Source organism: Pseudomonas sp. 18-147 (assembly GCF_051048045.1).
Lineage (GTDB): Bacteria > Pseudomonadota > Gammaproteobacteria > Pseudomonadales > Pseudomonadaceae > Pseudomonas > Pseudomonas aeruginosa.
Genome location: NZ_CP182296.1, coordinates 2,082,364 through 2,104,235 on the forward strand (window position 1 = coordinate 2,082,364; position 21,872 = coordinate 2,104,235).

At 59.8% G+C, this 21,872-nt stretch carries 18 protein-coding genes; 15 read left to right on the forward strand and 3 right to left on the reverse strand.

Annotated elements, in window-relative coordinates:
- Nucleotides 1-56: 56 nt before the first annotated feature.
- The 3 genes from mupP to ACM0M4_RS10105 form a co-directional block, all read right to left on the reverse strand.
- Nucleotides 57-737: an N-acetylmuramic acid 6-phosphate phosphatase MupP gene (mupP, locus tag ACM0M4_RS10095; protein WP_003119716.1), complete on the reverse strand. Its 681-nt coding sequence runs from the start codon at nt 735-737 to the stop codon at nt 57-59.
- Nucleotides 734-1,432, reverse strand: coding sequence for a bifunctional 2-polyprenyl-6-hydroxyphenol methylase/3-demethylubiquinol 3-O-methyltransferase UbiG (gene ubiG, locus ACM0M4_RS10100; protein ID WP_003122245.1), 699 nt, complete (start codon nt 1,430-1,432; stop codon nt 734-736). Before ubiG ends, mupP begins: the two co-directional genes overlap by 4 nt.
- Nucleotides 1,433-1,582: 150 nt before the next feature.
- Nucleotides 1,583-2,917, reverse strand: a complete 1,335-nt coding sequence (locus tag ACM0M4_RS10105) for a TRZ/ATZ family hydrolase (RefSeq protein WP_016253162.1) — start codon at nt 2,915-2,917, stop codon at nt 1,583-1,585.
- A 109-nt stretch (nt 2,918-3,026) separates the two neighbouring features.
- On the opposite strand from ACM0M4_RS10105, the gene mtnA reads away from it, so the two are divergent.
- From mtnA to ACM0M4_RS10180, 15 genes are all read left to right on the forward strand, one after another.
- Nucleotides 3,027-4,103 carry an S-methyl-5-thioribose-1-phosphate isomerase gene (gene mtnA, locus ACM0M4_RS10110; RefSeq protein WP_003091449.1) on the forward strand — a complete coding sequence of 359 codons (1,077 nt, stop codon included), beginning with the start codon at nt 3,027-3,029 and terminating at the stop codon, nt 4,101-4,103.
- A gap of 236 nt (nt 4,104-4,339) precedes the next feature.
- Nucleotides 4,340-7,117: a DNA gyrase subunit A gene (gyrA, locus tag ACM0M4_RS10115; protein WP_023464936.1), complete on the forward strand. Its 2,778-nt coding sequence runs from the start codon at nt 4,340-4,342 to the stop codon at nt 7,115-7,117.
- 87 nt (nt 7,118-7,204) lie between these two features.
- The gene (gene serC / locus ACM0M4_RS10120; RefSeq protein WP_003111764.1) at nt 7,205-8,290 is read left to right on the forward strand and encodes a 3-phosphoserine/phosphohydroxythreonine transaminase; all 1,086 of its coding nucleotides are present in this window, start codon (nt 7,205-7,207) and stop codon (nt 8,288-8,290) included.
- Complete coding sequence (gene pheA / locus ACM0M4_RS10125; RefSeq protein WP_003091446.1) at nt 8,290-9,387, forward strand: prephenate dehydratase; 1,098 nt, start codon at nt 8,290-8,292, stop codon at nt 9,385-9,387. The genes serC and pheA overlap by 1 nt, the downstream gene beginning before the upstream one ends.
- 68 nt (nt 9,388-9,455) lie before the next feature.
- Nucleotides 9,456-10,565: a histidinol-phosphate transaminase gene (gene hisC / locus ACM0M4_RS10130; protein WP_003115433.1), complete on the forward strand. Its 1,110-nt coding sequence runs from the start codon at nt 9,456-9,458 to the stop codon at nt 10,563-10,565.
- On the forward strand, nt 10,558-12,798 hold the full coding sequence (locus ACM0M4_RS10135; protein WP_012613864.1) for a bifunctional prephenate dehydrogenase/3-phosphoshikimate 1-carboxyvinyltransferase: 2,241 nt from the start codon (nt 10,558-10,560) through the stop codon (nt 12,796-12,798). The genes hisC and ACM0M4_RS10135 overlap by 8 nt, the downstream gene beginning before the upstream one ends.
- Nucleotides 12,798-13,487 carry a (d)CMP kinase gene (gene cmk / locus ACM0M4_RS10140; protein WP_003091443.1) on the forward strand — a complete coding sequence of 230 codons (690 nt, stop codon included), beginning with the start codon at nt 12,798-12,800 and terminating at the stop codon, nt 13,485-13,487. Before ACM0M4_RS10135 ends, cmk begins: the two co-directional genes overlap by 1 nt.
- Before the next feature lie 267 nt (nt 13,488-13,754).
- Nucleotides 13,755-15,434: a 30S ribosomal protein S1 gene (gene rpsA / locus ACM0M4_RS10145; protein WP_003091442.1), complete on the forward strand. Its 1,680-nt coding sequence runs from the start codon at nt 13,755-13,757 to the stop codon at nt 15,432-15,434.
- 136 nt (nt 15,435-15,570) lie between these two features.
- Nucleotides 15,571-15,855, forward strand: a complete 285-nt coding sequence (gene ihfB, locus ACM0M4_RS10150) for an integration host factor subunit beta (protein ID WP_003091441.1) — start codon at nt 15,571-15,573, stop codon at nt 15,853-15,855.
- Nucleotides 15,856-15,895: 40 nt separating this feature from the next.
- Nucleotides 15,896-16,138 (forward strand): lipopolysaccharide assembly protein LapA domain-containing protein, encoded by a 243-nt coding sequence (locus tag ACM0M4_RS10155; RefSeq protein WP_071534085.1) that lies wholly within the window; start codon nt 15,896-15,898, stop codon nt 16,136-16,138.
- Nucleotides 16,139-16,224: 86 nt separating this feature from the next.
- Nucleotides 16,225-17,286 (forward strand): Wzz/FepE/Etk N-terminal domain-containing protein, encoded by a 1,062-nt coding sequence (locus ACM0M4_RS10160; protein WP_024929018.1) that lies wholly within the window; start codon nt 16,225-16,227, stop codon nt 17,284-17,286.
- Between the two features lie 125 nt (nt 17,287-17,411).
- Nucleotides 17,412-18,608, forward strand: coding sequence for an oligosaccharide flippase family protein (locus tag ACM0M4_RS10165; RefSeq protein WP_071535516.1), 1,197 nt, complete (start codon nt 17,412-17,414; stop codon nt 18,606-18,608).
- Nucleotides 18,608-19,612 carry a glycosyltransferase family 2 protein gene (locus tag ACM0M4_RS10170; protein ID WP_115288741.1) on the forward strand — a complete coding sequence of 335 codons (1,005 nt, stop codon included), beginning with the start codon at nt 18,608-18,610 and terminating at the stop codon, nt 19,610-19,612. The genes ACM0M4_RS10165 and ACM0M4_RS10170 overlap by 1 nt, the downstream gene beginning before the upstream one ends.
- Nucleotides 19,609-20,844 carry a hypothetical protein gene (locus ACM0M4_RS10175; protein ID WP_181883748.1) on the forward strand — a complete coding sequence of 412 codons (1,236 nt, stop codon included), beginning with the start codon at nt 19,609-19,611 and terminating at the stop codon, nt 20,842-20,844. Before ACM0M4_RS10170 ends, ACM0M4_RS10175 begins: the two co-directional genes overlap by 4 nt.
- Entirely contained in the window at nt 20,837-21,871 is a 1,035-nt protein-coding gene (locus tag ACM0M4_RS10180; protein WP_023093913.1) for a polysaccharide biosynthesis protein, read from the forward strand. Before ACM0M4_RS10175 ends, ACM0M4_RS10180 begins: the two co-directional genes overlap by 8 nt.
- Nucleotide 21,872: the final 1 nt, after the last annotated feature.

Sequence of the window (21,872 nt, forward strand, 5' to 3'; positions counted from 1 at the left end):
CTTTGAATGCATGACCCGCCTGGCGGCGGGTCGTTGTCTGTCGGCGGCGCTGCGGATCAGCAGTCGCAGAGCGCGCGGTCGAGAACGTCGATGAGTTCGCGCGGGTGGTCGACGATCACGTCGGCGCCCCAGTGCGCGGGGTTGTCTTCAGGGTGGATGTAGCCGTAGCGCACCGCCGCGGTCTTGGTCCCGGCGTCGCGGCCGGATTCGATGTCGCGCAGGTCGTCGCCGATGAACAGCACCCTCGACGGATCGATGCCGAGCTGGCTACAGGCCAGTAGCAGCGGCTCGGGATCGGGCTTGCTGCGGGTCACGTGGTCCGGACAGACCAGCACCCTGGAACGCTCAGCGTAGCCCAGGCGCTGCATGATCGGCTCGGCGAAGCGCACCGGCTTGTTGGTCACCACGCCCCAGATCAACCCGGCTTTCTCGATCGCCGCGAGCAGTTCGGGGATGCCGTCGTAGGGCCGGCTGAGAACCGCGCAATGCTCCTGGTAGCGGTCGAGGAACTCCTGGCGCAGGGGTTCCAGTTCCGGGCTGTCCAGCGACAGGCCGAAGGCCGCGGCAACCATCGCGCGCGCGCCGCCGGAGACCACGTCGCGCACCCGTTGCTCGTCCACCGGCGGCAGGCCGTGGGCGGCACGCATGGCCTGGGTGATGGCGATGAAGTCCGGCGCCGTGTCGAGCAGGGTGCCATCCATGTCGAACAGTACCGCTTTGAGCCGCATGCGCTTCACGCCTCCCGCTGGGTCTGGACCATGTAGTTGACGTCGACGTCGTTGGCCAGCTTGTAGTGCTTGGTCAGCGGGTTGTAGGTCAGGCCGATGATGTCCTTGACCTCGAGACCGGCCTCGCGCGACCAGGCGCCGAGTTCCGACGGACGGATGAACTTGCGGAAATCGTGGGTCCCGCGCGGCAGCAACTGGAGGATGTATTCCGCGCCGATCACCGCGAACAGGTAGGCCTTGGGATTGCGGTTGATGGTCGAGAGGAATACCTGTCCGCCCGGCTTGACCAGGCGGTGGCAGGCGCGGATCACCGAGGCCGGGTCCGGCACGTGTTCGAGCATCTCCAGGCAGGTGACCACGTCGAATTGCCCGGGCATTTCCTCGGCCATCTGCTCGGCGGTGATCTGCCGGTAGTCGACGGCGACGCCGGATTCCAGCTGGTGCAGGCGCGCCACCGCGAGCGGCGCTTCGCCCATGTCGATGCCGGTGACGCTGGCGCCGCGCTGGGCCATGGCTTCGCTGAGGATGCCGCCGCCGCAACCGATGTCGAGCACCTTCTTGCCGGCCAGGCCGGCGCGCTCGTCGATCCAGTTGACGCGCAGCGGGTTGATGTCGTGGAGTGGCTTGAACTCGCTCTCGCGGTCCCACCAGCGATGGGCCAGTGCCTCGAATTTGGCGATCTCGGCGTGGTCGACGTTGCTCATAATCGTTCCCGTTGAAGAGTGAAGCCTTTGGGGGAAGGGCCGCGGCGGCGGAATCCAATCCTTCATGTTGCCAGCTTTGGCGGAGGGATGGGGCCGGCGGCGGTTCGCCTTCCTATGTCAGTTTGTCGCAGCGGGCCGGCCCGCCGCGGTTCAGGACCTGTCGCTGGCGGCGATCTTCGCCCCCCATTCGCGGGCCCTGGCGATCAGACGCTGTTCGTCGTGACGGAGCAGGCGGCCGTCGTCGAGGAGTTGCCTGCCGCCGACCCAGACGTGCCGCACGCAGTCGCGGCCGCTGGCATAGATAAGTTGCGAAACCGGGTCGTAGACCGGTTGCTGGGCCAGGCCGGACAGATCGAAGGCCACCAGGTCGGCGGCCTTGCCGGTTTCCAGGGAGCCGATCAGGCGCTCCAGGCCAAGCGCGCGGGCGCCGTTCAGGGTGGCCATGCGCAGCGCGCGGTGGGCGTCGAGGGCGGTGGCCTGGCCGTACACGGCCTTGGCCAGCAGCGCCGCGGTGCGGGTCTCGCCGAGCAGGTCGAGGTCGTTGTTGCTCGCCGCGCCGTCGGTGCCGATGGCTACGTTGACCCCGGCCTGCCAGAGCTTTTCCACCGGGCAGAAGCCGCTGGCCAGCTTGAGGTTGGATTCCGGGCAGTGGATCACCGAACTGTTGGTTTCCACCAGCATCGCCAGGTCGTCGTCGTCCACCTGGGTCATGTGCACCGCCTGGAAGCGTGGGCCGAGCAGGCCGAGGCGGTGCAGGCGGGCCAGCGGGCGCTCGCCGTTGCGCTCCGTGGCCTGCTCCACCTCGAAGGCGGTCTCGTGGACGTGCATCTGGATGCTGGCGTCGAGTTCCTCGGTGAGCACCAGGATCTGCTCCAGCTTGTCGTCGCTCACCGTATAAGGGGCGTGCGGGCCGAAGGCGATGCGGATGCGCGGGTGGTGCTTGAGGTCGTCGAACAGCGCCATGCCCTGGCGGATCGCCTCGGCGCTGTCGCGGGCGCCGGGGATCGGGAAGTCCAGTACCGGGATCGCCACCTGGGCGCGGACCCCGCTGTCATGGACCACGCCGCAGATGGCCTGTGGATAGAAGTACATGTCGGAGAAACAGGTGATGCCGCCCTTTACCTGTTCGGCGATGGCCAGCTCCGTGCCGTCGCGGATGAAATCCTCGCTGACCCATTGGCCTTCGGCCGGCCAGATGTGGTCCTGCAGCCAGGTCATCAGCGGCAGGTCGTCGGCGAGACCGCGGAACAGACTCATCGCCGAATGGCCGTGGGCGTTGACCAGGCCGGGGGCGAGCAGCATGCCGGGCAATTCGCGGATTTCCGTGGCGCCATGGCGCATGGCCTGCTCGCGCGGCGCGACCAGGGCGATCTGGCCGTCGCGGATGCCCAGCGCGTGGTCGCGCAGCACCACCCCGGCGGGCTCCACGGGGACGATCCAGGTCGGCAGCAGGAGGAGGTCGAAGGGGTTACGGACGTTGGGCATGGCGGCGCATCCTGGGCGCAGAGCGGGAAGCCGGAAGTATACCCGAGCGTCCGCGGCTGGGGCTCGTTATAATCCGCAGCTTTTCCCTGATTCAGCGAGAGGTGTGTGCATGCGAGAGCGACTGCTGGCGGCCGAGCGGGTCAAGGCGATCGAGTGGCGGGACGGTACGCTGCGGTTGCTGGATCAGCGCCTGCTGCCCCAGGAGGAGGTCTGGCTCGAACATGAGTCGGCGGCCGAGGTGGCCAAGGCCATTCGCGATATGGTTGTGCGCGGCGCGCCGGCCATCGGCATCAGCGCCGCCTACGGCATCGTCCTTGGCGCCCGCGCGCGCCTGGCGCAGGGCGGCGACTGGCGCGCCGCGCTGGAGGAGGACTTCCGCCTGCTGGCCGACTCGCGACCCACGGCGGTCAACCTGTTCTGGGCGCTGAACCGCATGCGCGACCGTCTGGAGCGAATGAAAGAGGGCGACCAGCCGCTGGCGGTGCTGGAAGCCGAGGCGATCTCCATCCATGAAAGCGACCGCGAGGCCAACCTGACCATGGCCCAGTTGGGCATGGAGCTGATCCGCAAGCAGCAAGGCAGCCCGCAGAACATCCTCACCCACTGCAATACCGGCGCCCTGGCGACCGGCGGGTTCGGCACCGCGCTGGGGGTGATCCGCGCCGCGCACCTGGAAGGCCTGGTCAATCGCATCTACGCCGACGAAACCCGGCCCTGGCTCCAGGGCTCGCGACTGACCGCCTGGGAGCTGGCCAACGAAGGCATCCCGGTCAGCCTGAACGTGGATTCGGCCGCCGCGCACCTGATGAAGACCGAAAACATCACCTGGGTCATCGTCGGCGCCGACCGCATCACCGCCAATGGCGATGTCGCCAACAAGATCGGCACCTACCAGTTGGCAGTCAACGCCATGCACCACGGCGTGCGCTTCATGGTGGTGGCGCCGAGTTCGACCATCGACATGAACCTGGAGAGCGGCGAGGACATCCCGATCGAAGAGCGCGACGGTCGCGAACTGCTGGAAATCGGCGGGCGACGGGTGGCGGCCGAGGTCGATGCCTACAATCCGGTATTCGACGTGACCCCGGCGGACCTTATCGATGCCATCGTGACCGAGCGTGGCGTCGTCGAGCGTCCCGACGCCGAGCGCATGGCCGCCCTGATGAGCCGCAAGCGCCTGCATTGAACGAGGCGACTGGAGGTCGTCCCCGCCAGGGCCTTTGCCTTGGGCTGGGGCGTGGGCTGTGGTAAGCTCCGACGGTTATTCGAGCGCCCCGCGGAGGGGCCTCGAGAGTGCGCGAATCCTTGACTCAAGTCGTTGATTTGTAGTGAGTTGGCGCTGCTCGGGCATGCGCCGACCTACTTCGTTTGCCTCAGGATCGAGGCGGCGAAGTTCCACCAGAAAAAGGAACCAGGCTTCTCATGGGCGAACTGGCCAAAGAAATTCTCCCGGTCAATATCGAAGACGAGCTGAAACAGTCCTATCTCGACTACGCGATGAGCGTGATCGTCGGGCGAGCCCTGCCGGATGCACGTGACGGCCTGAAGCCGGTGCACCGCCGTGTGCTTTATGCCATGAGCGAGCTGGGCAACGACTGGAACAAGCCCTACAAGAAATCCGCCCGTGTGGTCGGCGACGTGATCGGTAAGTACCACCCGCACGGCGACATCGCGGTCTACGACACCATCGTGCGCATGGCGCAGCCGTTCTCGCTGCGCTACATGCTGGTAGACGGCCAGGGCAACTTCGGTTCGGTGGACGGCGACAACGCCGCAGCCATGCGATACACCGAAGTGCGCATGGCCAAGCTGGCCCATGAACTGCTGGCGGACCTGGAAAAGGAAACCGTCGACTGGGTGCCCAACTACGATGGCACCGAGCAGATCCCGGCGGTCATGCCGACCAAGATTCCCAACCTGCTGGTCAACGGTTCCAGCGGTATCGCCGTGGGCATGGCGACCAACATCCCGCCGCACAACCTCGGCGAAGTGATCGACGGCTGCCTGGCGCTGATGGACAACCCCGACCTGACCGTCGATGAGCTGATGCAGTACATCCCCGGTCCGGACTTCCCCACCGCCGGCATCATCAACGGCCGCGCCGGGATCATCGAGGCCTACCGCACCGGTCGCGGGCGCATCTACATCCGTGCCCGCGCCGTCGTCGAGGAGATGGAGAAGGGCGGCGGTCGCGAGCAGATCATCATCACCGAGCTGCCGTACCAGTTGAACAAGGCGCGGTTGATCGAGAAGATCGCCGAGCTGGTGAAAGAGAAGAAGATCGAGGGTATTTCCGAGCTGCGCGACGAGTCCGACAAGGACGGCATGCGCGTGGTCATCGAGCTGCGTCGCGGCGAGGTGGGCGAGGTGGTCCTCAACAACCTCTACGCCCAGACCCAGCTGCAGAGCGTGTTCGGCATCAACGTGGTGGCCCTGGTCGACGGCCAGCCGCGCACGCTGAACCTGAAGGACATGCTCGAAGTGTTCGTCCGCCACCGCCGCGAAGTGGTGACCCGGCGTACCGTCTACGAGCTGCGCAAGGCCCGCGAGCGCGGGCACATCCTGGAAGGCCAGGCGGTCGCCCTGTCGAACATCGACCCGGTGATCGAGCTGATCAAGAGTTCGCCGACCCCGGCCGAGGCCAAGGAACGCCTGATCGCCACTGCCTGGGAGTCCAGCGCGGTGGAAGCGATGGTCGAGCGTGCCGGCGCCGACGCCTGTCGCCCGGAAGACCTGGATCCGCAGTACGGCCTGCGGGACGGCAAGTACTACCTGTCGCCGGAACAGGCCCAGGCGATCCTCGAGCTGCGCCTGCATCGCCTGACCGGCCTGGAGCACGAGAAGCTGCTCTCCGAATACCAGGAAATCCTCAACCTGATCGGCGAGTTGATCCGCATCCTGACCAACCCGGCGCGCCTGATGGAGGTGATCCGTGAGGAGCTGGAAGCGGTCAAGGCCGAATTCGGCGATGCTCGCCGCACCGAGATCGTGGCTTCCCAGGTCGACCTGACCATCGCCGACCTGATCACCGAGGAAGACCGTGTGGTGACCATCTCCCACGGCGGCTACGCCAAGTCCCAGCCGCTGGCCGCCTACCAGGCGCAGCGTCGCGGCGGCAAAGGCAAGTCCGCCACCGGGATGAAGGACGAGGACTACATCGAACACCTGCTGGTGGCCAACAGCCATGCGACCCTCCTGCTGTTCTCCAGCAAGGGCAAGGTCTACTGGCTGCGTACCTTCGAGATTCCGGAAGCCTCGCGTACCGCGCGTGGCCGGCCGCTGGTGAACCTGCTGCCGCTGGACGAGGGCGAGCGGATCACCGCGATGTTGCAGATCGACCTGGAGGCGCTGCAGCAGAACGGCGGCGCCGATGACGACCTCGACGAAGCCGAAGGCGCGGTGCTCGAGGGCGAGGTGGTCGAGGCCGCCGAGGTCGAGGAAGTCGAGGGCGAGACCGCCGAGCTGGTGGCCGAGCCGACCGGCGCCTACATCTTCATGGCCACCGCCTTCGGTACCGTGAAGAAGACCCCGCTGGTGCAGTTCAGCCGTCCGCGCAGCAGCGGCCTGATCGCGCTCAAGCTGGAAGAGGGCGACACCCTGATCGCCGCCGCGATCACCGATGGCGCCAAGGAAGTCATGCTGTTCTCCAGCGCCGGCAAGGTGATCCGCTTCGCCGAGAGCGTGGTGCGCATCATGGGCCGCAACGCCCGCGGCGTACGTGGCATGCGCCTGGGCAAGGGGCAGCAGCTGATCTCCATGCTGATTCCGGAGTCCGGGGCGCAGATCCTCACCGCCTCCGAGCGCGGCTTCGGCAAGCGTACCCCGCTGAGCAAGTTCCCGCGTCGCGGCCGTGGCGGCCAGGGGGTGATCGCCATGGTCACCAACGAGCGCAACGGCGCGCTGATCGCCGCGGTACAGGTCCAGGAAGGCGAGGAGATCATGCTGATTTCCGACCAGGGCACCCTGGTGCGGACGCGTGTCGACGAAGTCTCCCTGTCCGGCCGCAATACCCAGGGCGTAACCCTGATCAAGCTCGCCAGCGACGAGGTACTGGTCGGTCTGGAGCGTGTCCAGGAGCCGTCGGGCGGAGATGACGAGGACCTGCCCGAGGGCGAGGAAGCTGCCGAATCTCTGGGCGAGTCGGCCGAGTCCGAGTCCGAGTCCGAGCCCGCGGCGGAAGCGGAAGGCAACGAAGAGTAAGGCTCGGGGCGGGCGCCTGCGCCCGCCCGGCCGATGACCTCGGCGGATAACTCACGGCTATCCGCCCTACCTATAGCGAGAGTGGATGTGAGCAAGCGAGCCTTCAATTTCTGCGCCGGTCCCGCGGCGCTTCCCGACGCAGTTCTGCAACGTGCCCAGGCCGAGCTTCTCGACTGGCGGGGCAAGGGCCTTTCGGTCATGGAAATGAGCCACCGTAGTGATGACTACGTGGCCATCGCCAGCAAGGCCGAGCAGGACCTGCGCGACCTGCTCGACATTCCCTCGGACTACAAGGTGCTGTTCCTGCAGGGCGGCGCCAGCCAGCAGTTCGCCGAGATTCCGCTGAACCTGCTGCCCGAAGATGGCGTCGCCGACTATATCGATACCGGTATATGGTCGAAGAAGGCCATCGAGGAGGCTCGTCGCTATGGCACCGTGAATGTCGCGGCCAGCGCCAAGGAGTACGACTACTTCGCCATTCCGGGTCAGAACGAGTGGACGCTGACCAAGGACGCGGCCTATGTGCACTACGCCTCCAACGAGACCATCGGCGGCCTCGAGTTCGACTGGATTCCCGAGACCGGCGACGTGCCGCTGGTCACCGACATGTCCTCCGACATCCTCTCGCGCCCGCTCGACGTGTCCCGCTTCGGCCTGATCTATGCCGGGGCGCAGAAGAACATCGGCCCGTCCGGCCTGGTGGTGGTGATCGTTCGCGAAGACCTGCTCGGCCGCGCCCGCAGCGTCTGTCCGACCATGCTCAACTACAAGATCGCCGCGGACAACGGTTCCATGTACAACACCCCGGCGACTTACTCCTGGTACCTGTCCGGCCTGGTCTTCGAATGGCTGAAGGAGCAGGGCGGGGTGACCGCGATGGAGCAGCGCAACCGCGCCAAGAAGGACCTGCTGTACAAGACCATCGATGCCAGCGACTTCTACACCAACCCGATCCAGCCGAGCGCCCGCTCCTGGATGAACGTGCCGTTCCGCCTGGCCGACGAGCGTCTCGACAAGCCGTTCCTGGAAGGCGCCGAGGCGCGCGGGCTGCTCAACCTGAAAGGCCACCGCTCGGTCGGCGGCATGCGCGCTTCCATCTACAACGCCCTTGGCCTGGACGCGGTCGAGGCGCTGGTCGCATACATGGCGGAGTTCGAGAAGGAGCACGGCTGATGGCGGACCAGGACCAGCTCAAGGCCTTGCGCCTGCGCATCGACAGCCTCGACGAGAAGTTGCTCGAGCTGATCAGCGAGCGTGCCCGTTGCGCCCAGGACGTGGCGCGAGTGAAGACCCAGACCCTGGGCGAGGGCGAGGCGCCGGTGTTCTACCGTCCCGAGCGCGAAGCCTGGGTGCTCAAGCACATCATGCAATTGAACAAGGGGCCGCTGGACAACGAAGAGGTCGCGCGGCTGTTCCGCGAGATCATGTCGTCCTGCCTGGCGCTCGAGCAGCCGCTGAAAGTGGCCTATCTCGGACCCGAGGGCACCTTTACCCAGGCCGCGGCACTCAAGCATTTCGGCAATGCGGTGATCAGCACGCCGATGGCGGCGATCGACGAGGTGTTCCGCGAGGTCGCCGCCGGCGCGGTGAACTTCGGCGTGGTGCCTGTGGAAAACTCCACCGAGGGGGCGGTCAACCATACCCTCGACAGCTTCCTCGAGCACGACATGGTGATCTGCGGCGAAGTCGAGTTGCGTATCCACCATCACCTGCTGGTCGGCGAAACCACCAAGACCGACAACATCACCCGGATCTATTCCCATGCCCAATCCCTCGCGCAATGTCGCAAGTGGCTGGACTCGCACTACCCGAGCGTCGAGCGGGTGGCGGTGTCGAGCAACGCCGACGCGGCCAAGCGGGTGAAGAGCGAGTGGAATTCGGCAGCGATCGCCGGCGACATGGCGGCCAGCCTGTACGACCTGAGCAAGCTGCACGAGAAGATCGAGGACCGCCCGGACAACTCCACGCGCTTCCTGATCATCGGCAACCAGGAGGTGCCGCCGACCGGCGACGACAAGACCTCGATCATCGTTTCCATGCGCAACAAGCCGGGGGCCCTGCACGAGCTGCTGGTACCGTTCCACAACAATGGTATCGACCTGACCCGCATCGAAACCCGCCCGTCGCGCAGCGGCAAATGGACCTACGTGTTCTTCATCGATTTCGTCGGCCACCATAAAGAACCGCTGATCAAGGACGTCCTGGAGAAGATCGGCCAGGAAGCCGTCGCCCTGAAGGTCCTGGGCTCCTATCCGAAAGCGGTGCTCTGAGCGCGCTGTCATTCCGAAGAGACGGGTCATCGATGAATGCCCCGTCCCGCGTCGAGGCTGAACTATCCATGTCCGATTTCCTTGCCCTGGCCCAGCCGGGGGTGCAAAAGCTGTCGCCCTACGTCCCTGGCAAGCCGGTGGATGAACTGGCCCGCGAGCTGGGCATCGACCCTGCGGCGATCGTCAAGCTCGCCAGCAACGAGAACCCGCTGGGTGCGAGCCCAAAGGCGCTGGAGGCTATCCGCGCCGAACTGGCGGAACTGACCCGTTATCCTGACGGCAACGGTTTCGAACTCAAGCGCAAGCTGGCCGAGCGTTGCGCGGTGGATGCGGCGCAGGTGACCCTGGGCAATGGCTCCAACGACATTCTCGACCTGGTCGCCCGTGCCTACCTCGCGCCTGGTCTGAACGCCGTGTTCAGCGAACATGCCTTCGCCGTCTACCCGATCGCCACCCAGGCCGTGGGCGCCGAGGGGCGGGCGGTCAAGGCGCGCGCCTGGGGGCATGACCTGGAAGCGATGCTCGCCGCCATCGATGGGCAAACTCGCGTGGTGTTCGTCGCCAACCCGAACAACCCGACCGGGACCTGGTTCGGTGCGGACGCCCTGGAGCGGTTCCTCGCCCAGGTGCCGGCAGAGGTGCTGGTGGTGCTGGACGAGGCCTATATCGAATACGCCGAGGGCGACGAGCTGCCCGATGGCCTGGACTACCTGGCGCGGCACCCCAACCTGCTGGTCTCGCGGACCTTCTCCAAGGCCTATGGCCTGGCTTCGCTGCGGGTCGGCTACGCGCTTTCGAGCAAGGCGGTGGCCGATGTGCTCAACCGCGTGCGCCAGCCGTTCAATGTCAATAGCCTGGCCCTGGCGGCTGCCTGCGCGGCGCTGGATGACCATGACTACCTGGCGCAGAGTCGCCGCCTAAACGATTCCGGCATGGCGCAGCTGGAGGATGGCTTCCATGCGTTGGGCCTGTCCTGGATTCCCTCGAAGGGCAACTTCATCGCCGTGGATCTGGCTCGCGATGCCGGTCCGGTCTACCAGGCGCTGCTGCGCGAAGGCGTGATCGTGCGTCCGGTGGCTGGCTACGGGATGCCGACCTTCCTGCGCGTCTCCATCGGGCTGCCGGAAGAGAACGATCGTTTCCTCCAGGCGCTGGGCAAGGTGCTGGCGCATGACTGAGGTCACGCCGCTGCAACAGTCGACCCCTAAGCTGGGCCGCCTGGTGGTGGTGGGGCTGGGCCTGATCGGCGGCTCCTTCGCCAAGGGGTTGCGGAGCAAAGGGTTGTTCCGGGAAGTGGTCGGCGTGGATCGGGATGCCGAGTCTTGCCGCCTGGCGGTGGAGCTCGGCGTGGTCGACCGTTGCGAGGAGGATCTTGGCCGCGCCTGCGTCGGCGCCGACGTGATCCAGTTGGCGGTGCCGATCCTGGCGATGGAGCGGGTGCTGGCTGACCTGGCGAAGCTCGACCTGGGCAAGGCTGTATTGACCGACGTTGGCAGCGCCAAGGGCAATATCGTGCGTGCCGCGCGTGTCGCGTTCGGCGGGATGCCGCGGTACCTGGTACCGGGGCATCCGATCGCGGGTTCCGAGCAGAGCGGAGTGACCGCGGCGAAGGCGACCCTGTTCCGCCGGCACAAGGTGATTCTCACGCCCTCCGCGGAGACCGATGCCGACGCGCTGGCGCTGGTCGACAGCCTGTGGCGCGCGCTGGGCGCGGACGTCGAGCACATGGAGGTCGAGCATCACGACGAGGTTCTGGCGGCCACCAGCCACCTGCCTCACCTGCTGGCCTTCACCCTGGTCGACTCCCTGGCCAAGCGCAGCGAGAACCTGGAGATCTTCCGCTATGCCGCCGGCGGTTTCCGTGATTTCACGCGGATCGCCGGCAGCGACCCGGTGATGTGGCACGACATCTTTCTCGCCAATCGCGAGGCGGTGCTGCGTACACTGGATGTTTTTCGTGACGACCTCGACGCGCTGCGCGAGGCCGTCGACACTGGGGACGGGCACCAGTTGTTGGGCGTTTTCACGCGCGCCCGGGTAGCCCGTGAGCATTTCAGCAAAATCCTGGCCCGTCGGGCCTATGTGGACGCCATGCACAACAACGACCTGATTTATCTGGCCCAGCCGGGCGGCAGCCTGTCCGGAACCATCCGGGTACCGGGCGACAAGTCGATTTCCCATCGCTCGATCATGCTCGGCTCCCTGGCCGAAGGCACCACCGAAGTGGAGGGCTTCCTCGAGGGCGAGGACGCACTGGCAACCATCCAGGCGTTCCGCGACATGGGAGTGGTGATCGAGGGGCCGCAGAACGGCCGCGTCACCGTCCATGGCGTTGGCCTGCACGGCCTCAAGGCGCCGCCTGGGCCGATCTACCTGGGTAACTCCGGTACTTCCATGCGTCTGCTCAGCGGTCTGCTGGCGGCCCAGCCGTTCGACAGCACCCTGACCGGCGACGCGTCCCTTTCCAAGCGGCCGATGAATCGCGTAGCCAAGCCGCTGCGCGAGATGGGCGCGGTAATCGAGACGGGGCCGGAAGGCCGTCCGCCGATGACCATTCGCGGCGGCCAGCGCCTCACCGGTATGCATTACGACATGCCGATGGCCAGCGCCCAGGTGAAGTCCTGCCTGTTGCTCGCCGGGCTCTACGCCGCGGGTGAGACCTCGGTCACCGAGCCGGCGCCGACCCGCGACCACACCGAGCGCATGCTGCGCGGCTTCGGCTATCCGGTGGAGGTCGAGGGCAGCACCGCCAAGGTCGAATCCGGGCACAAGTTGAGCGCCACCCATATCGAGGTCCCGGCCGACATATCCTCGGCAGCCTTCTTCCTGGTTGCCGCCAGTATCGCCGAGGGTTCGGAACTGGTCCTGCAGCACGTCGGCATCAACCCGACGCGCGTCGGCGTCATCGAGATCCTGCGCCTGATGGGTGGTGACCTGAGCCTGGAAAACCAGCGCGAGGTCGGCGGCGAGCCGGTCGCCGACATCCGCGTGCGCTCCGCGCGGCTCAAGGGCATCGACATTCCCGAGGACCTGGTGCCACTGGCCATCGACGAGTTCCCGGTACTCTTCGTGGCTGCCGCGTGCGCCGAGGGGCGCACCGTCCTGCGTGGCGCCGAAGAGCTGCGGGTCAAGGAGTCGGACCGTATCCAGGTCATGGCCGACGGCCTGAAGGCCCTGGGCGTGAAGGCCGAGCCGACCCCGGATGGTATCGTCATCGAGGGTGGTGCGTTCGGTGGCGGCGAAGTCTGGGCGCACGGCGACCACCGTATCGCCATGTCCTTCAGCGTCGCTTCGCTGCGCGCCAGCGGGCCGATCCGCATCCACGATTGCGCCAACGTCGCCACCTCCTTCCCCAACTTCCTCGCCCTGTGTGCCCAGACCGGTATCCGGGTCGCCGTGGAGAACAATTGATGAACGGCGCTGTACCGATGCTCGCCATCGATGGCCCCAGTGGCGCCGGCAAGGGCACGGTCGCCGGGCTGCTCGCCCGGCGCCTGGGCTGGAACCTGCTGGATTCCGGGGCGCTTTATCGGCTGTTGGCGTTCGCCGCGGTCAACCATGGTGTCGACCTGACCAATGAAGAGGCGCTGAAGGTCCTGGCTGCGCACCTCGATGTGCAGTTCGTCGCCGCCGATGGCAGCCATGGGCAGCGCATCATTCTCGAAGGCGAGGAAGTGACCGATGTGATCCGTACCGAGCAGGTCGGTGCCGGCGCCTCGCAGGTCGCCGCCTTACCGGCCGTGCGCGATGCGTTGCTGCAGCGCCAGCGGGCGTTCCTCGAAGCGCCGGGGTTGGTGGCCGACGGCCGCGACATGGGCACCGTGGTGTTTCCCGATGCGCCTCTGAAGATCTTCCTCACTGCCTCGGCGGAGGAGCGTGCGCGTCGACGCTACCTACAGTTGAAGGCGAAGGGCGCGGATGTTGACCAGTCTGCCTTGCTGGAAGAAATCCGCGAGCGCGACGAGCGCGACAGCCAGCGCGCGGTCGCGCCGCTGAAACCGGCCGATGACGCGATCCTGCTGGACTCCACCGAAATGAGCATCGAGGCGGTGGTCGAGACGATCATCCGGCACTGCGAGCGGCAGGGCTGGGACGTCTGAGGTTTCGGCGCGGGAATTGACGATACAGGGCCTGGTTGCTAATATTCCAGACCTTATGTTGTGGCGTTTTGCAGGTGCGACGAGGGTTGCCTCCCGACTTGCCTGGCGCCATCGCAGAACAACCCAACTGGGCATTCCCATTCGGGAGTGCAATCAGAAGCTAGCAGGAAACCAGCAAATTGTCCTGCGGCTTCATTTAATGACTTGACCGCATTGGCTGGTGATGCGGAATCGGGCCCTTCCGGGCCTTTGACTACAGGTATGAACATGAGCGAAAGCTTCGCAGAACTCTTTGAAGAAAGTCTGAAATCCCTCGACATGCAGCCGGGTGCCATCATCACCGGCATCGTGGTCGACATCGATGGTGACTGGGTCACCGTCCATGCCGGTTTGAAATCCGAGGGCGTCATCCCGGTCGAGCAGTTCTACAACGAACAGGGCGAGCTGACCATCAAGGTGGGTGACGAAGTCCACGTCGCACTGGACGCGGTAGAAGACGGCTTTGGCGAGACCAAGCTGTCCCGCGAGAAAGCCAAGCGCGCCGAGAGCTGGATTGTTCTGGAAGCGGCTTTCGCTGCCGACGAAGTGGTCAAGGGCGTCATCAACGGCAAGGTCAAGGGCGGTTTCACCGTCGACGTCAACGGCATCCGCGCGTTCCTGCCGGGTTCGCTGGTCGACGTTCGTCCGGTTCGCGACACCACCCACCTGGAAGGCAAAGAGCTCGAGTTCAAGGTCATCAAGCTCGACCAGAAGCGCAACAACGTTGTCGTTTCCCGCCGCAGCGTCCTGGAAGCCGAGAACAGCGCCGAGCGTGAAGCTCTGCTGGAATCGCTGCAGGAAGGCCAGCAGGTCAAGGGTATCGTCAAGAACCTCACCGACTACGGCGCATTCGTGGACCTGGGCGGCGTAGACGGCCTGCTGCACATCACCGACATGGCCTGGAAGCGCATCAAGCATCCGTCCGAGATCGTCAACGTTGGCGACGAGATCGACGTCAAGGTCCTGAAGTTCGACCGCGAGCGCAACCGTGTATCCCTGGGCCTGAAGCAACTGGGCGAAGACCCGTGGGTTGCCATCAAGGCGCGTTACCCGGAAGGTACCCGCGTCATGGCCCGCGTCACCAACCTCACCGACTACGGCTGCTTCGCCGAGCTGGAAGAGGGCGTGGAAGGCCTGGTACACGTCTCCGAAATGGACTGGACCAACAAGAACATCCATCCGTCGAAAGTCGTCCAGGTCGGCGACGAAGTGGAAGTTCAGGTTCTGGACATCGACGAAGAGCGTCGTCGTATCTCCCTGGGTATCAAGCAGTGCAAATCCAACCCGTGGGAAGACTTCTCCAGCCAGTTCAACAAGGGTGACCGTATCTCCGGTACCATCAAGTCGATCACCGACTTCGGTATCTTCATCGGTCTGGACGGCGGCATCGACGGCCTGGTCCACCTGTCCGACATCTCCTGGAACGAAGTCGGCGAAGAAGCCGTACGTCGCTTCAAGAAGGGCGACGAGCTGGAAACCGTCATCCTGTCGGTCGACCCGGAGCGCGAGCGCATCTCCCTGGGCATCAAGCAGCTGGAAGACGATCCGTTCTCCAACTACGCGTCCCTGCACGAGAAAGGCAGCATCGTCCGCGGTACCGTGAAGGAAGTCGACGCCAAGGGCGCTGTCATCAGCCTGGGCGACGACATCGAAGGTATCCTGAAGGCTTCCGAAATCAGCCGTGACCGCGTCGAAGACGCGCGCAACGTCCTGAAGGAAGGCGAGGAAGTCGAAGCCAAGATCATCAGCATCGACCGCAAGAGCCGCGTCATCAGCCTCTCCGTCAAGTCCAAGGACGTCGACGACGAGAAGGACGCAATGAAAGAACTGCGTAAGCAGGAAGTAGAAAGCGCTGGTCCGACCACCATCGGTGATCTGATCCGTGCTCAGATGGAGAATCAGGGCTAAGTCTCTGATCCATCATGAAAAAGGGCGGCCTAGGCCGCCCTTTTTCGTTTTCCCCTTCTTGGACCTGTTCAAAGACTGATCAGCATGCTAAAAGAGACCTGAGCTGATCTAGCCGCTTGAAAAAGAAGGGAAAACCATGACCAAGTCGGAGTTGATCGAACGGATCGTTACCCATCAGGGGCAACTGTCCGCGAAGGATGTCGAGTTGGCAATCAAGACCATGCTGGAGCAAATGTCCCAGGCCTTGGCGACCGGGGACCGGATCGAGATCCGTGGTTTCGGCAGCTTTTCCTTGCACTACCGCGCCCCGCGCGTCGGTCGCAACCCCAAGACCGGGGAGTCGGTACGACTCGACGGCAAGTTCGTGCCGCACTTCAAGCCGGGCAAGGAGTTGCGGGATCGGGTCAACGAGCCGGAATAAGGCTGTTTAGAGGCTTGACCTGCTTGGTATGGAGGTATTCATGCGCACGCTTAAAAGAATGCTTGTTGGGCTACTGATAGTGGTTGTGGCCTTGTCGGCAATTATTTTTACTTTGGAAAATCGTGCTCTTATCCAATTTTCCTTCTTGGGGTGGGAGACGCCTGCGATTCCGAGTGCATTGTTATTTTCATTGGTGTTTGTTGCGGGCGGTCTGCTCGGTTGGTTTTTTGGAGTTTTTGCAGGCTTTGCGCATCATAAGTCGTCAAGACAACCTTCCGTGTAGAACTTGTCGGGGATCGTGGTGTCCAACCCATCTTGTTGGGCTTTTCCCCTGATAGAGTTTCCGATTGGACTGATGATGGACTGAATGTGAATAAGCAGAATTCTTCTTTGATGACGGCTGATGGTGAGGTTGACCTGGTGAAGCTGGTCAAGGAGCTTTGGGTTAACAAGGTTCTGATTCTTCTGACTACTCTTCTTGCATTAATCGGGTCTTTTACCTATGCGTATCTGAGTAAGCCTGTATATGAATATAGGGTTGCAGTAGTGCCTCCTGCTCTTGGGTCTATCGAAGGTTTCAATATTGGTAGAAGGGAGAATGGCCTAGATGCATATACTGTTAGAAGTATCTATGCGATCTTTTCGCGCAATCTGCTTTCGGATGAGAATAAAAAAGAGTTCTTCTATAAGATATACCTTCCCCAAGTGGGTGAGGGAGCGGAAAGCGAAGATGAGCAGGAGGAGTTTTATAAGAAGTTCTCCAAAGAGGTAAAGATTGATCCTGCTAACAAGCCAGATGCAGACCGTTATACGGTAATTGTGGAGGGCACGAAGCGAGAGGTTCTTGCTACATGGGCACAAGCTTTCGTGCGTTTGGCTGCGGATCGGGCCGTGCATGAGGTTATTGATAGTGCAGGTAGAGATTTCCAGGTAAGAAATGCTGCAATGCAGAGCCGCATAACCGTGCTGCAGAATATGGCGAAGGGCCGCCGTGATGATAGGATTGCACGTTTGAAGGAGGCATTGCTGATTGCGGAGTCGCTCAAGATAGATGGCCCGCCATTAATAGAAGGGGCGTCCGAGCAACAACTTTCCTCGATCATGGATGGTGACTTGATGTACATGCGAGGAGCTAAGGCGCTGCGCGCTGAAATCAACAATCTTGAGTCGCGTAGTGTAGATGCTCCATTCATTCCTGAGTTGAGAACTCTCCAAGAGAAACTATCTTGGAACTCCAGTTTGTCTGTGGATTCTGATGCGGTCGCTGTCTACAAGGAAGACGAGGGACTCTCTTTTTCAAATCAACCCATTAAGCCGAAGAAGATTCTTATAGTTACTATAGGTACTTTGGCAGGATTGATAATTGGAATTCTACTCGCAGTGCTCGCTGGTTTTATAAGTAAGCTTCGTAGCGATGGCTCGCTTCGCTAAGTTTTGATCTAAACCCTGATGGCACTTACTGGCATCAGGGTTTACTTGTTGTAGTTGTTGAATTGTATTAGGGGGTGTCGAGTAGAATGTCAATAAGGTGGGGCGTTTTCTACTCCGGTATATCCATGGGCAGCAACTATCTTTTGCCTCTTGCTGCGATTCCTTTTCTCACTAGAACATTGTCAAGCGAAGCGTTTGGCCAATTGGTGATTGCCCAGGCCGTGGCTGTCATTCTATGTCAACTGGTAGACTTTGGATTTATTCTGGCAGGATCAAGAAAGGCTGCCATTATCGATAACAAAGTTGAACTGTCTAGTTTCTTTTCTGTTGTACAGAGTGCTAGATTCTTATTGTTGCTGCTTTCACTTTTAGTGCTGGCCATTTTGGCTGTATCTTCTATTTTACCAATCCCCTTGCTTGTATTGGTTGCGGCTGCTCTTCCGGCAGTAGTTGGAAATTATCTTCAAGCAGTATGGTTCTTTCAGGGAAGAGCGCTGTTTGGATGGTTGGCGCTTACCAACTTTTTGTCTAAGGTGTTTTATTTCCTATTGGTCGTTTTTTTTGTCACGAAGGATTCTGACCTTGTACTGGCTTCGTTGGGGTTTGGTTTTTCCTATGTCATAGGTGGAAGTGCTCTCTGTTGTATTTTATTTTCTATGGGAATACGGTGGCGCCCGGTTCTCGAGAAAGACAGAATTCTCGATATATTGCGTGACGGTGCTCGATCTTTTCTTTCTCTGGCTTTTCTTAGCTTGCACATGCAAGTGCTCGTTGCGGCGGTTGGTGTTGTTGGTGGAACCTCCGCGGCCGGAGTGCTTTCTACTGCGGATAAATTCCTTCGCGGGATCGCGGCTGCTACTTCACCCATAGCTAGCGCTCTATTTCCGACTTTTAGCAGGATGTATGCGAGTGCCGACCCGGCAGTCGGCAGTTTAAGAAGGAAAGCGCTAGGTCTGATGTTACTAATAGCTATTCCTAGTTGTTTATTTCTTTTCTTATTTTCTGAATACATTTCATATCTCCTATTTCCGGAACAGTCCAGAGGGCTAACTGTTGTAATAAGAATGTTTTCGATAGTGCCAGTGTTTGCTTGTATTGGTGTTCTGTATGGAGGGTTGACTCTTGTTCCTTCTGGGTATGATGGTGTATATTTGCGAGCAATTTTTTTTGCGGAATTGGGCGGGGTATTAACATTTATCCTCTTGGCGCTTTGGGGGGATGAGTTTTTTGGAGCGTGGACGCTAGTCGTTACAGAGGTCTCTTTGGGGATGGGAATGTTTTTGCTGGCCACGGTTAAGTTGAGAGAGAAAAGGGGACTTTGATGTTGTTGAGTGTCGTCGTTAGTACTTGGCGTCGTCCCAAGGAACTAAAATTGGTCCTGGCCGGCCTTGTAGCGCAGTCACTGGCTTTTAAGGATTTTGAAGTTATTGTTGTCGACAGTAATAGTGGTGATGAAACACCCGATGTGGTCCGCGAGTTCGAAGCGGTTCAGGGCTTCAACGTCCGTCTTGAGCAGGCCGAGCTGAATTCAGCTAGTGCAAAACGAAATAAAGGCGTTCGTTTAGCGAAGGGGCGCTACGTAGTGCTTCTTGATGATGATTGTGTGCCAGATCCTGCTCATCTCTCGAATTTTCTGAACGCTGCTAACTCTCGAAGGGGGGAACGCGTTATCTGGTGCGGTGGTGTCAGATTTTCTTGCTCATTGGTGTCGACGAGTAATTACTATCGCTATAGGGATAGTTGTCACTTCTCTGCTGACAAGCCGTTGCCCAACTCCTTGGGGTATAAAACTATCGTTACCATGAATATGCTCGCTGAGAGGGATATTCTGCTCCAAGATAATGCTCTTTTTGATGAGCGATTTGTTGGATACGGCTTTGAAGATACGGAGTTTGGGTTAAGGGTTGGCAAACTTGGTTATTCTGTTCTTCCTTGTCGGGCTGAAATCGAGCATGTCGAACCGGAAGGCAGTATTTCGAAGTTCTGTCGCAAGTACTATCATGCCGCCCGTGACGGAATGCCGGAATTCATGAAAGTTGCAACAATTGATGACCTTGAGACTCTTGGCCCTATACGATGGATGGAGCCGGGCTTTGTTTTGTCAAGCAAGTTTCAGAGTCTATTCAGAGCAGTGCTGTGTCTTGCGCTGGAGTCAAGGTTTTCAAATATTCTTATTCATTCTCTAGAGAAAACGGACTCTATTCGATGGCTCTACTCTAGAGCTGCTTATAGGCTCGTTTTGGCCTCATCCTATCGGAAGGGGGTTCTCGATAGAAAGTCGAAACTTTCCAAAGAGAAAGCAAACAAAGATGGGTGGTACTCGTGAAGCAGAGAAGCGTTGCTCTGGTTCTCCTTTTTGTGTTTCTCTTTCATATTCTCCGGAATCTATCCGGTGCGTATTATTTAGTTCTTGCTGGGTTTTGTGGGCTGTTTTTTCTCTTATTTATTAATAACTGGAGGGATATTAAATATAGCGCATTAGGAATATTTGTTATTTTCTTCTGGACGTATGCCTCGCTCGTTTCGGTATTATGGTTCGATCTATATGGAGACTATTCCATAGGGATTTTCAGGTTGTGGGCATCATTACCTCTTCTCTTTGTTGCTATGGTTCTTGCCAGTGATAATCTAAAAGTGCCCATGCAACTTATTTCATTTTTCTTCAGTCTGGCGGCTCTTTCTTTCCTCTGGCAGTATGTATTTGGACCTATAGAATGGTTCGCTGAAGCCAGTGAGCGTGCTGGGGGCGCCCGTTTTGCATCATTGGTAGGAAGTTTGACCGCATATGGTGTTATGGTAGGAGTTCCCGCACTTGCTTCACTCTTTTATCTAAAGGGTTGGGCGCGCGTGGTATGTTTCTTTCTTCTTTGCCTGGGGGCGATGCTGTCGCTGCAGAAAGCTGCTCTGGCCAATATCGTCATTGTCTTATTCTTTGCCTATTGGCTAAAACTGATCAAAAAGACATACTTGTTTTTCACCTTCCTTCTTGCAGGGCTGGGTTTATCTGTATTTTTCCTTGCAGACTTCGGGGCTGGCAGTCTGGAAACCGTGCATCGACTGATTGTCGGGCTCCTCACCTCCGATTCCTCAGTCTCGCAAGATGTTCCATTCTTCGAATCCATATTCGATCGGGTAACTGCACTGCCTTTGGAAACATTGTCTTTCTACGGTAGCGAGATACTTGTTTTGGGCGCGGGCGTTTTTGGGGGAGGGGGGGTTCTAGGGTATGCGCAATATCCAATGGCGCACAATGGTATTGTCGAGCTGCTTTGCATCTATGGTTTCATTTTTGGTGGCTTGGCTGTTCTTTTGCTATTGTTGCTTTTTGTCTACTCTGTATTTTTGCTTGTCTTCCGGCGAAGAAAAATAGCTTGTACAGAGTTAGGCTTCTTATGCTCTGCATTTATAATCTGGTTCGTTAATTATGTCTTTAGCGGCGGTGGGCTTTTCCATCCGGTAGGGGCTGCATTGTTCTGGCTCGTTGTTTTTCGCTTTCTTTATCTTTTGAGGCGGAAAAGGGACGTTGAACACATTAGTAAAGAGGTGGTGTATGGATAAGAACTCTGTTCTGTTAATTACCGGTGGAACTGGTTCCTTTGGAAATGCCGTTTTGAAGCGTTTTCTGGATACAGATATTGGTGAAATACGTGTATTCAGTCGGGATGAGAAGAAGCAAGATGATATGCGTAAGTGCTATGCTCACCCCAAGTTGAGGTTTTATATTGGAGATGTCCGCGACTATCAAAGCACTCTGAATGCTACTCGCGGTGTGGACTACATTTTCCATGCGGCTGCATTGAAACAGGTTCCCTCTTGTGAGTTCTACCCGATGGAGGCTGTGAAGACCAATGTCATCGGAACGGAAAATGTCCTCGAATCTGCTATCCAGAATGGCGTCAAAAAAGTCGTTTGTCTGAGTACGGATAAGGCAGTTTACCCAATCAATGCCATGGGTATTTCAAAGGCCATGATGGAAAAGGTCATGGTCGCCAAGTCTCGAAACCTGGAACGCACTCCTACCGTAATTTGTGGCACCCGTTATGGTAACGTCATGGCTTCAAGGGGCTCGGTCATTCCTCTCTTTATCGAGCAAATGCGATCAGGCCAGCCTCTCACAATCACTGATCCAAACATGACACGTTTCATGATGACGCTTACGGATGCCGTAGACCTTGTGCTTTATGCTTTCGAGCATGGTACCAATGGAGATCTTTTTGTACAGAAAGCACCGGCTGCAACCATCGAGGTGCTGGCTCATGCGCTTACTCAATTGCTTGGCAAGAATGGTTATCCTATCAATGTAATAGGTACGCGTCATGGAGAGAAGCTTTATGAGGCGCTTCTTAGTCGAGAGGAAATGGCCTGTGCTGAAGACATGGGTGACTATTATCGTATCCCCCCAGATTTGCGTGATCTGAACTATAGTAAGTTTGTGGAGCAAGGCGAGGAAAAAATTACTCATACAGAGGACTATAATTCTCATAATACCAAACGTCTGGATATCGAAGGAATGAAAAAGCTGTTGCTGAAGTTGGATTTCATTCGTGCTATTCAGCGTGGCGAGAGTGCCAGTCCAGAGGAATAAA

Bases quoted from the DNA above. Each gene is read 5' to 3' on its own strand.
- ubiG (WP_003122245.1), bottom strand. From the start codon at position 1,432: ATGAGCAACGTCGACCACGCCGAGATCGCCAAATTCGAGGCACTGGCC.
- ACM0M4_RS10105 (WP_016253162.1), bottom strand. From the start codon at position 2,917: ATGCCCAACGTCCGTAACCCCTTCGACCTCCTCCTGCTGCCGACCTGG.
- mtnA (WP_003091449.1), top strand. From the start codon at position 3,027: ATGCGAGAGCGACTGCTGGCGGCCGAGCGGGTCAAGGCGATCGAGTGG.
- gyrA (WP_023464936.1), top strand. From the start codon at position 4,340: ATGGGCGAACTGGCCAAAGAAATTCTCCCGGTCAATATCGAAGACGAG.
- pheA (WP_003091446.1), top strand. From the start codon at position 8,290: ATGGCGGACCAGGACCAGCTCAAGGCCTTGCGCCTGCGCATCGACAGC.
- hisC (WP_003115433.1), top strand. From the start codon at position 9,456: ATGTCCGATTTCCTTGCCCTGGCCCAGCCGGGGGTGCAAAAGCTGTCG.
- ACM0M4_RS10135 (WP_012613864.1), top strand. From the start codon at position 10,558: ATGACTGAGGTCACGCCGCTGCAACAGTCGACCCCTAAGCTGGGCCGC.
- cmk (WP_003091443.1), top strand. From the start codon at position 12,798: ATGAACGGCGCTGTACCGATGCTCGCCATCGATGGCCCCAGTGGCGCC.
- rpsA (WP_003091442.1), top strand. From the start codon at position 13,755: ATGAGCGAAAGCTTCGCAGAACTCTTTGAAGAAAGTCTGAAATCCCTC.
- ihfB (WP_003091441.1), top strand. From the start codon at position 15,571: ATGACCAAGTCGGAGTTGATCGAACGGATCGTTACCCATCAGGGGCAA.
- ACM0M4_RS10155 (WP_071534085.1), top strand. From the start codon at position 15,896: ATGCGCACGCTTAAAAGAATGCTTGTTGGGCTACTGATAGTGGTTGTG.
- ACM0M4_RS10165 (WP_071535516.1), top strand. From the start codon at position 17,412: ATGGGCAGCAACTATCTTTTGCCTCTTGCTGCGATTCCTTTTCTCACT.
- ACM0M4_RS10170 (WP_115288741.1), top strand. From the start codon at position 18,608: ATGTTGTTGAGTGTCGTCGTTAGTACTTGGCGTCGTCCCAAGGAACTA.
- ACM0M4_RS10180 (WP_023093913.1), top strand. From the start codon at position 20,837: ATGGATAAGAACTCTGTTCTGTTAATTACCGGTGGAACTGGTTCCTTT.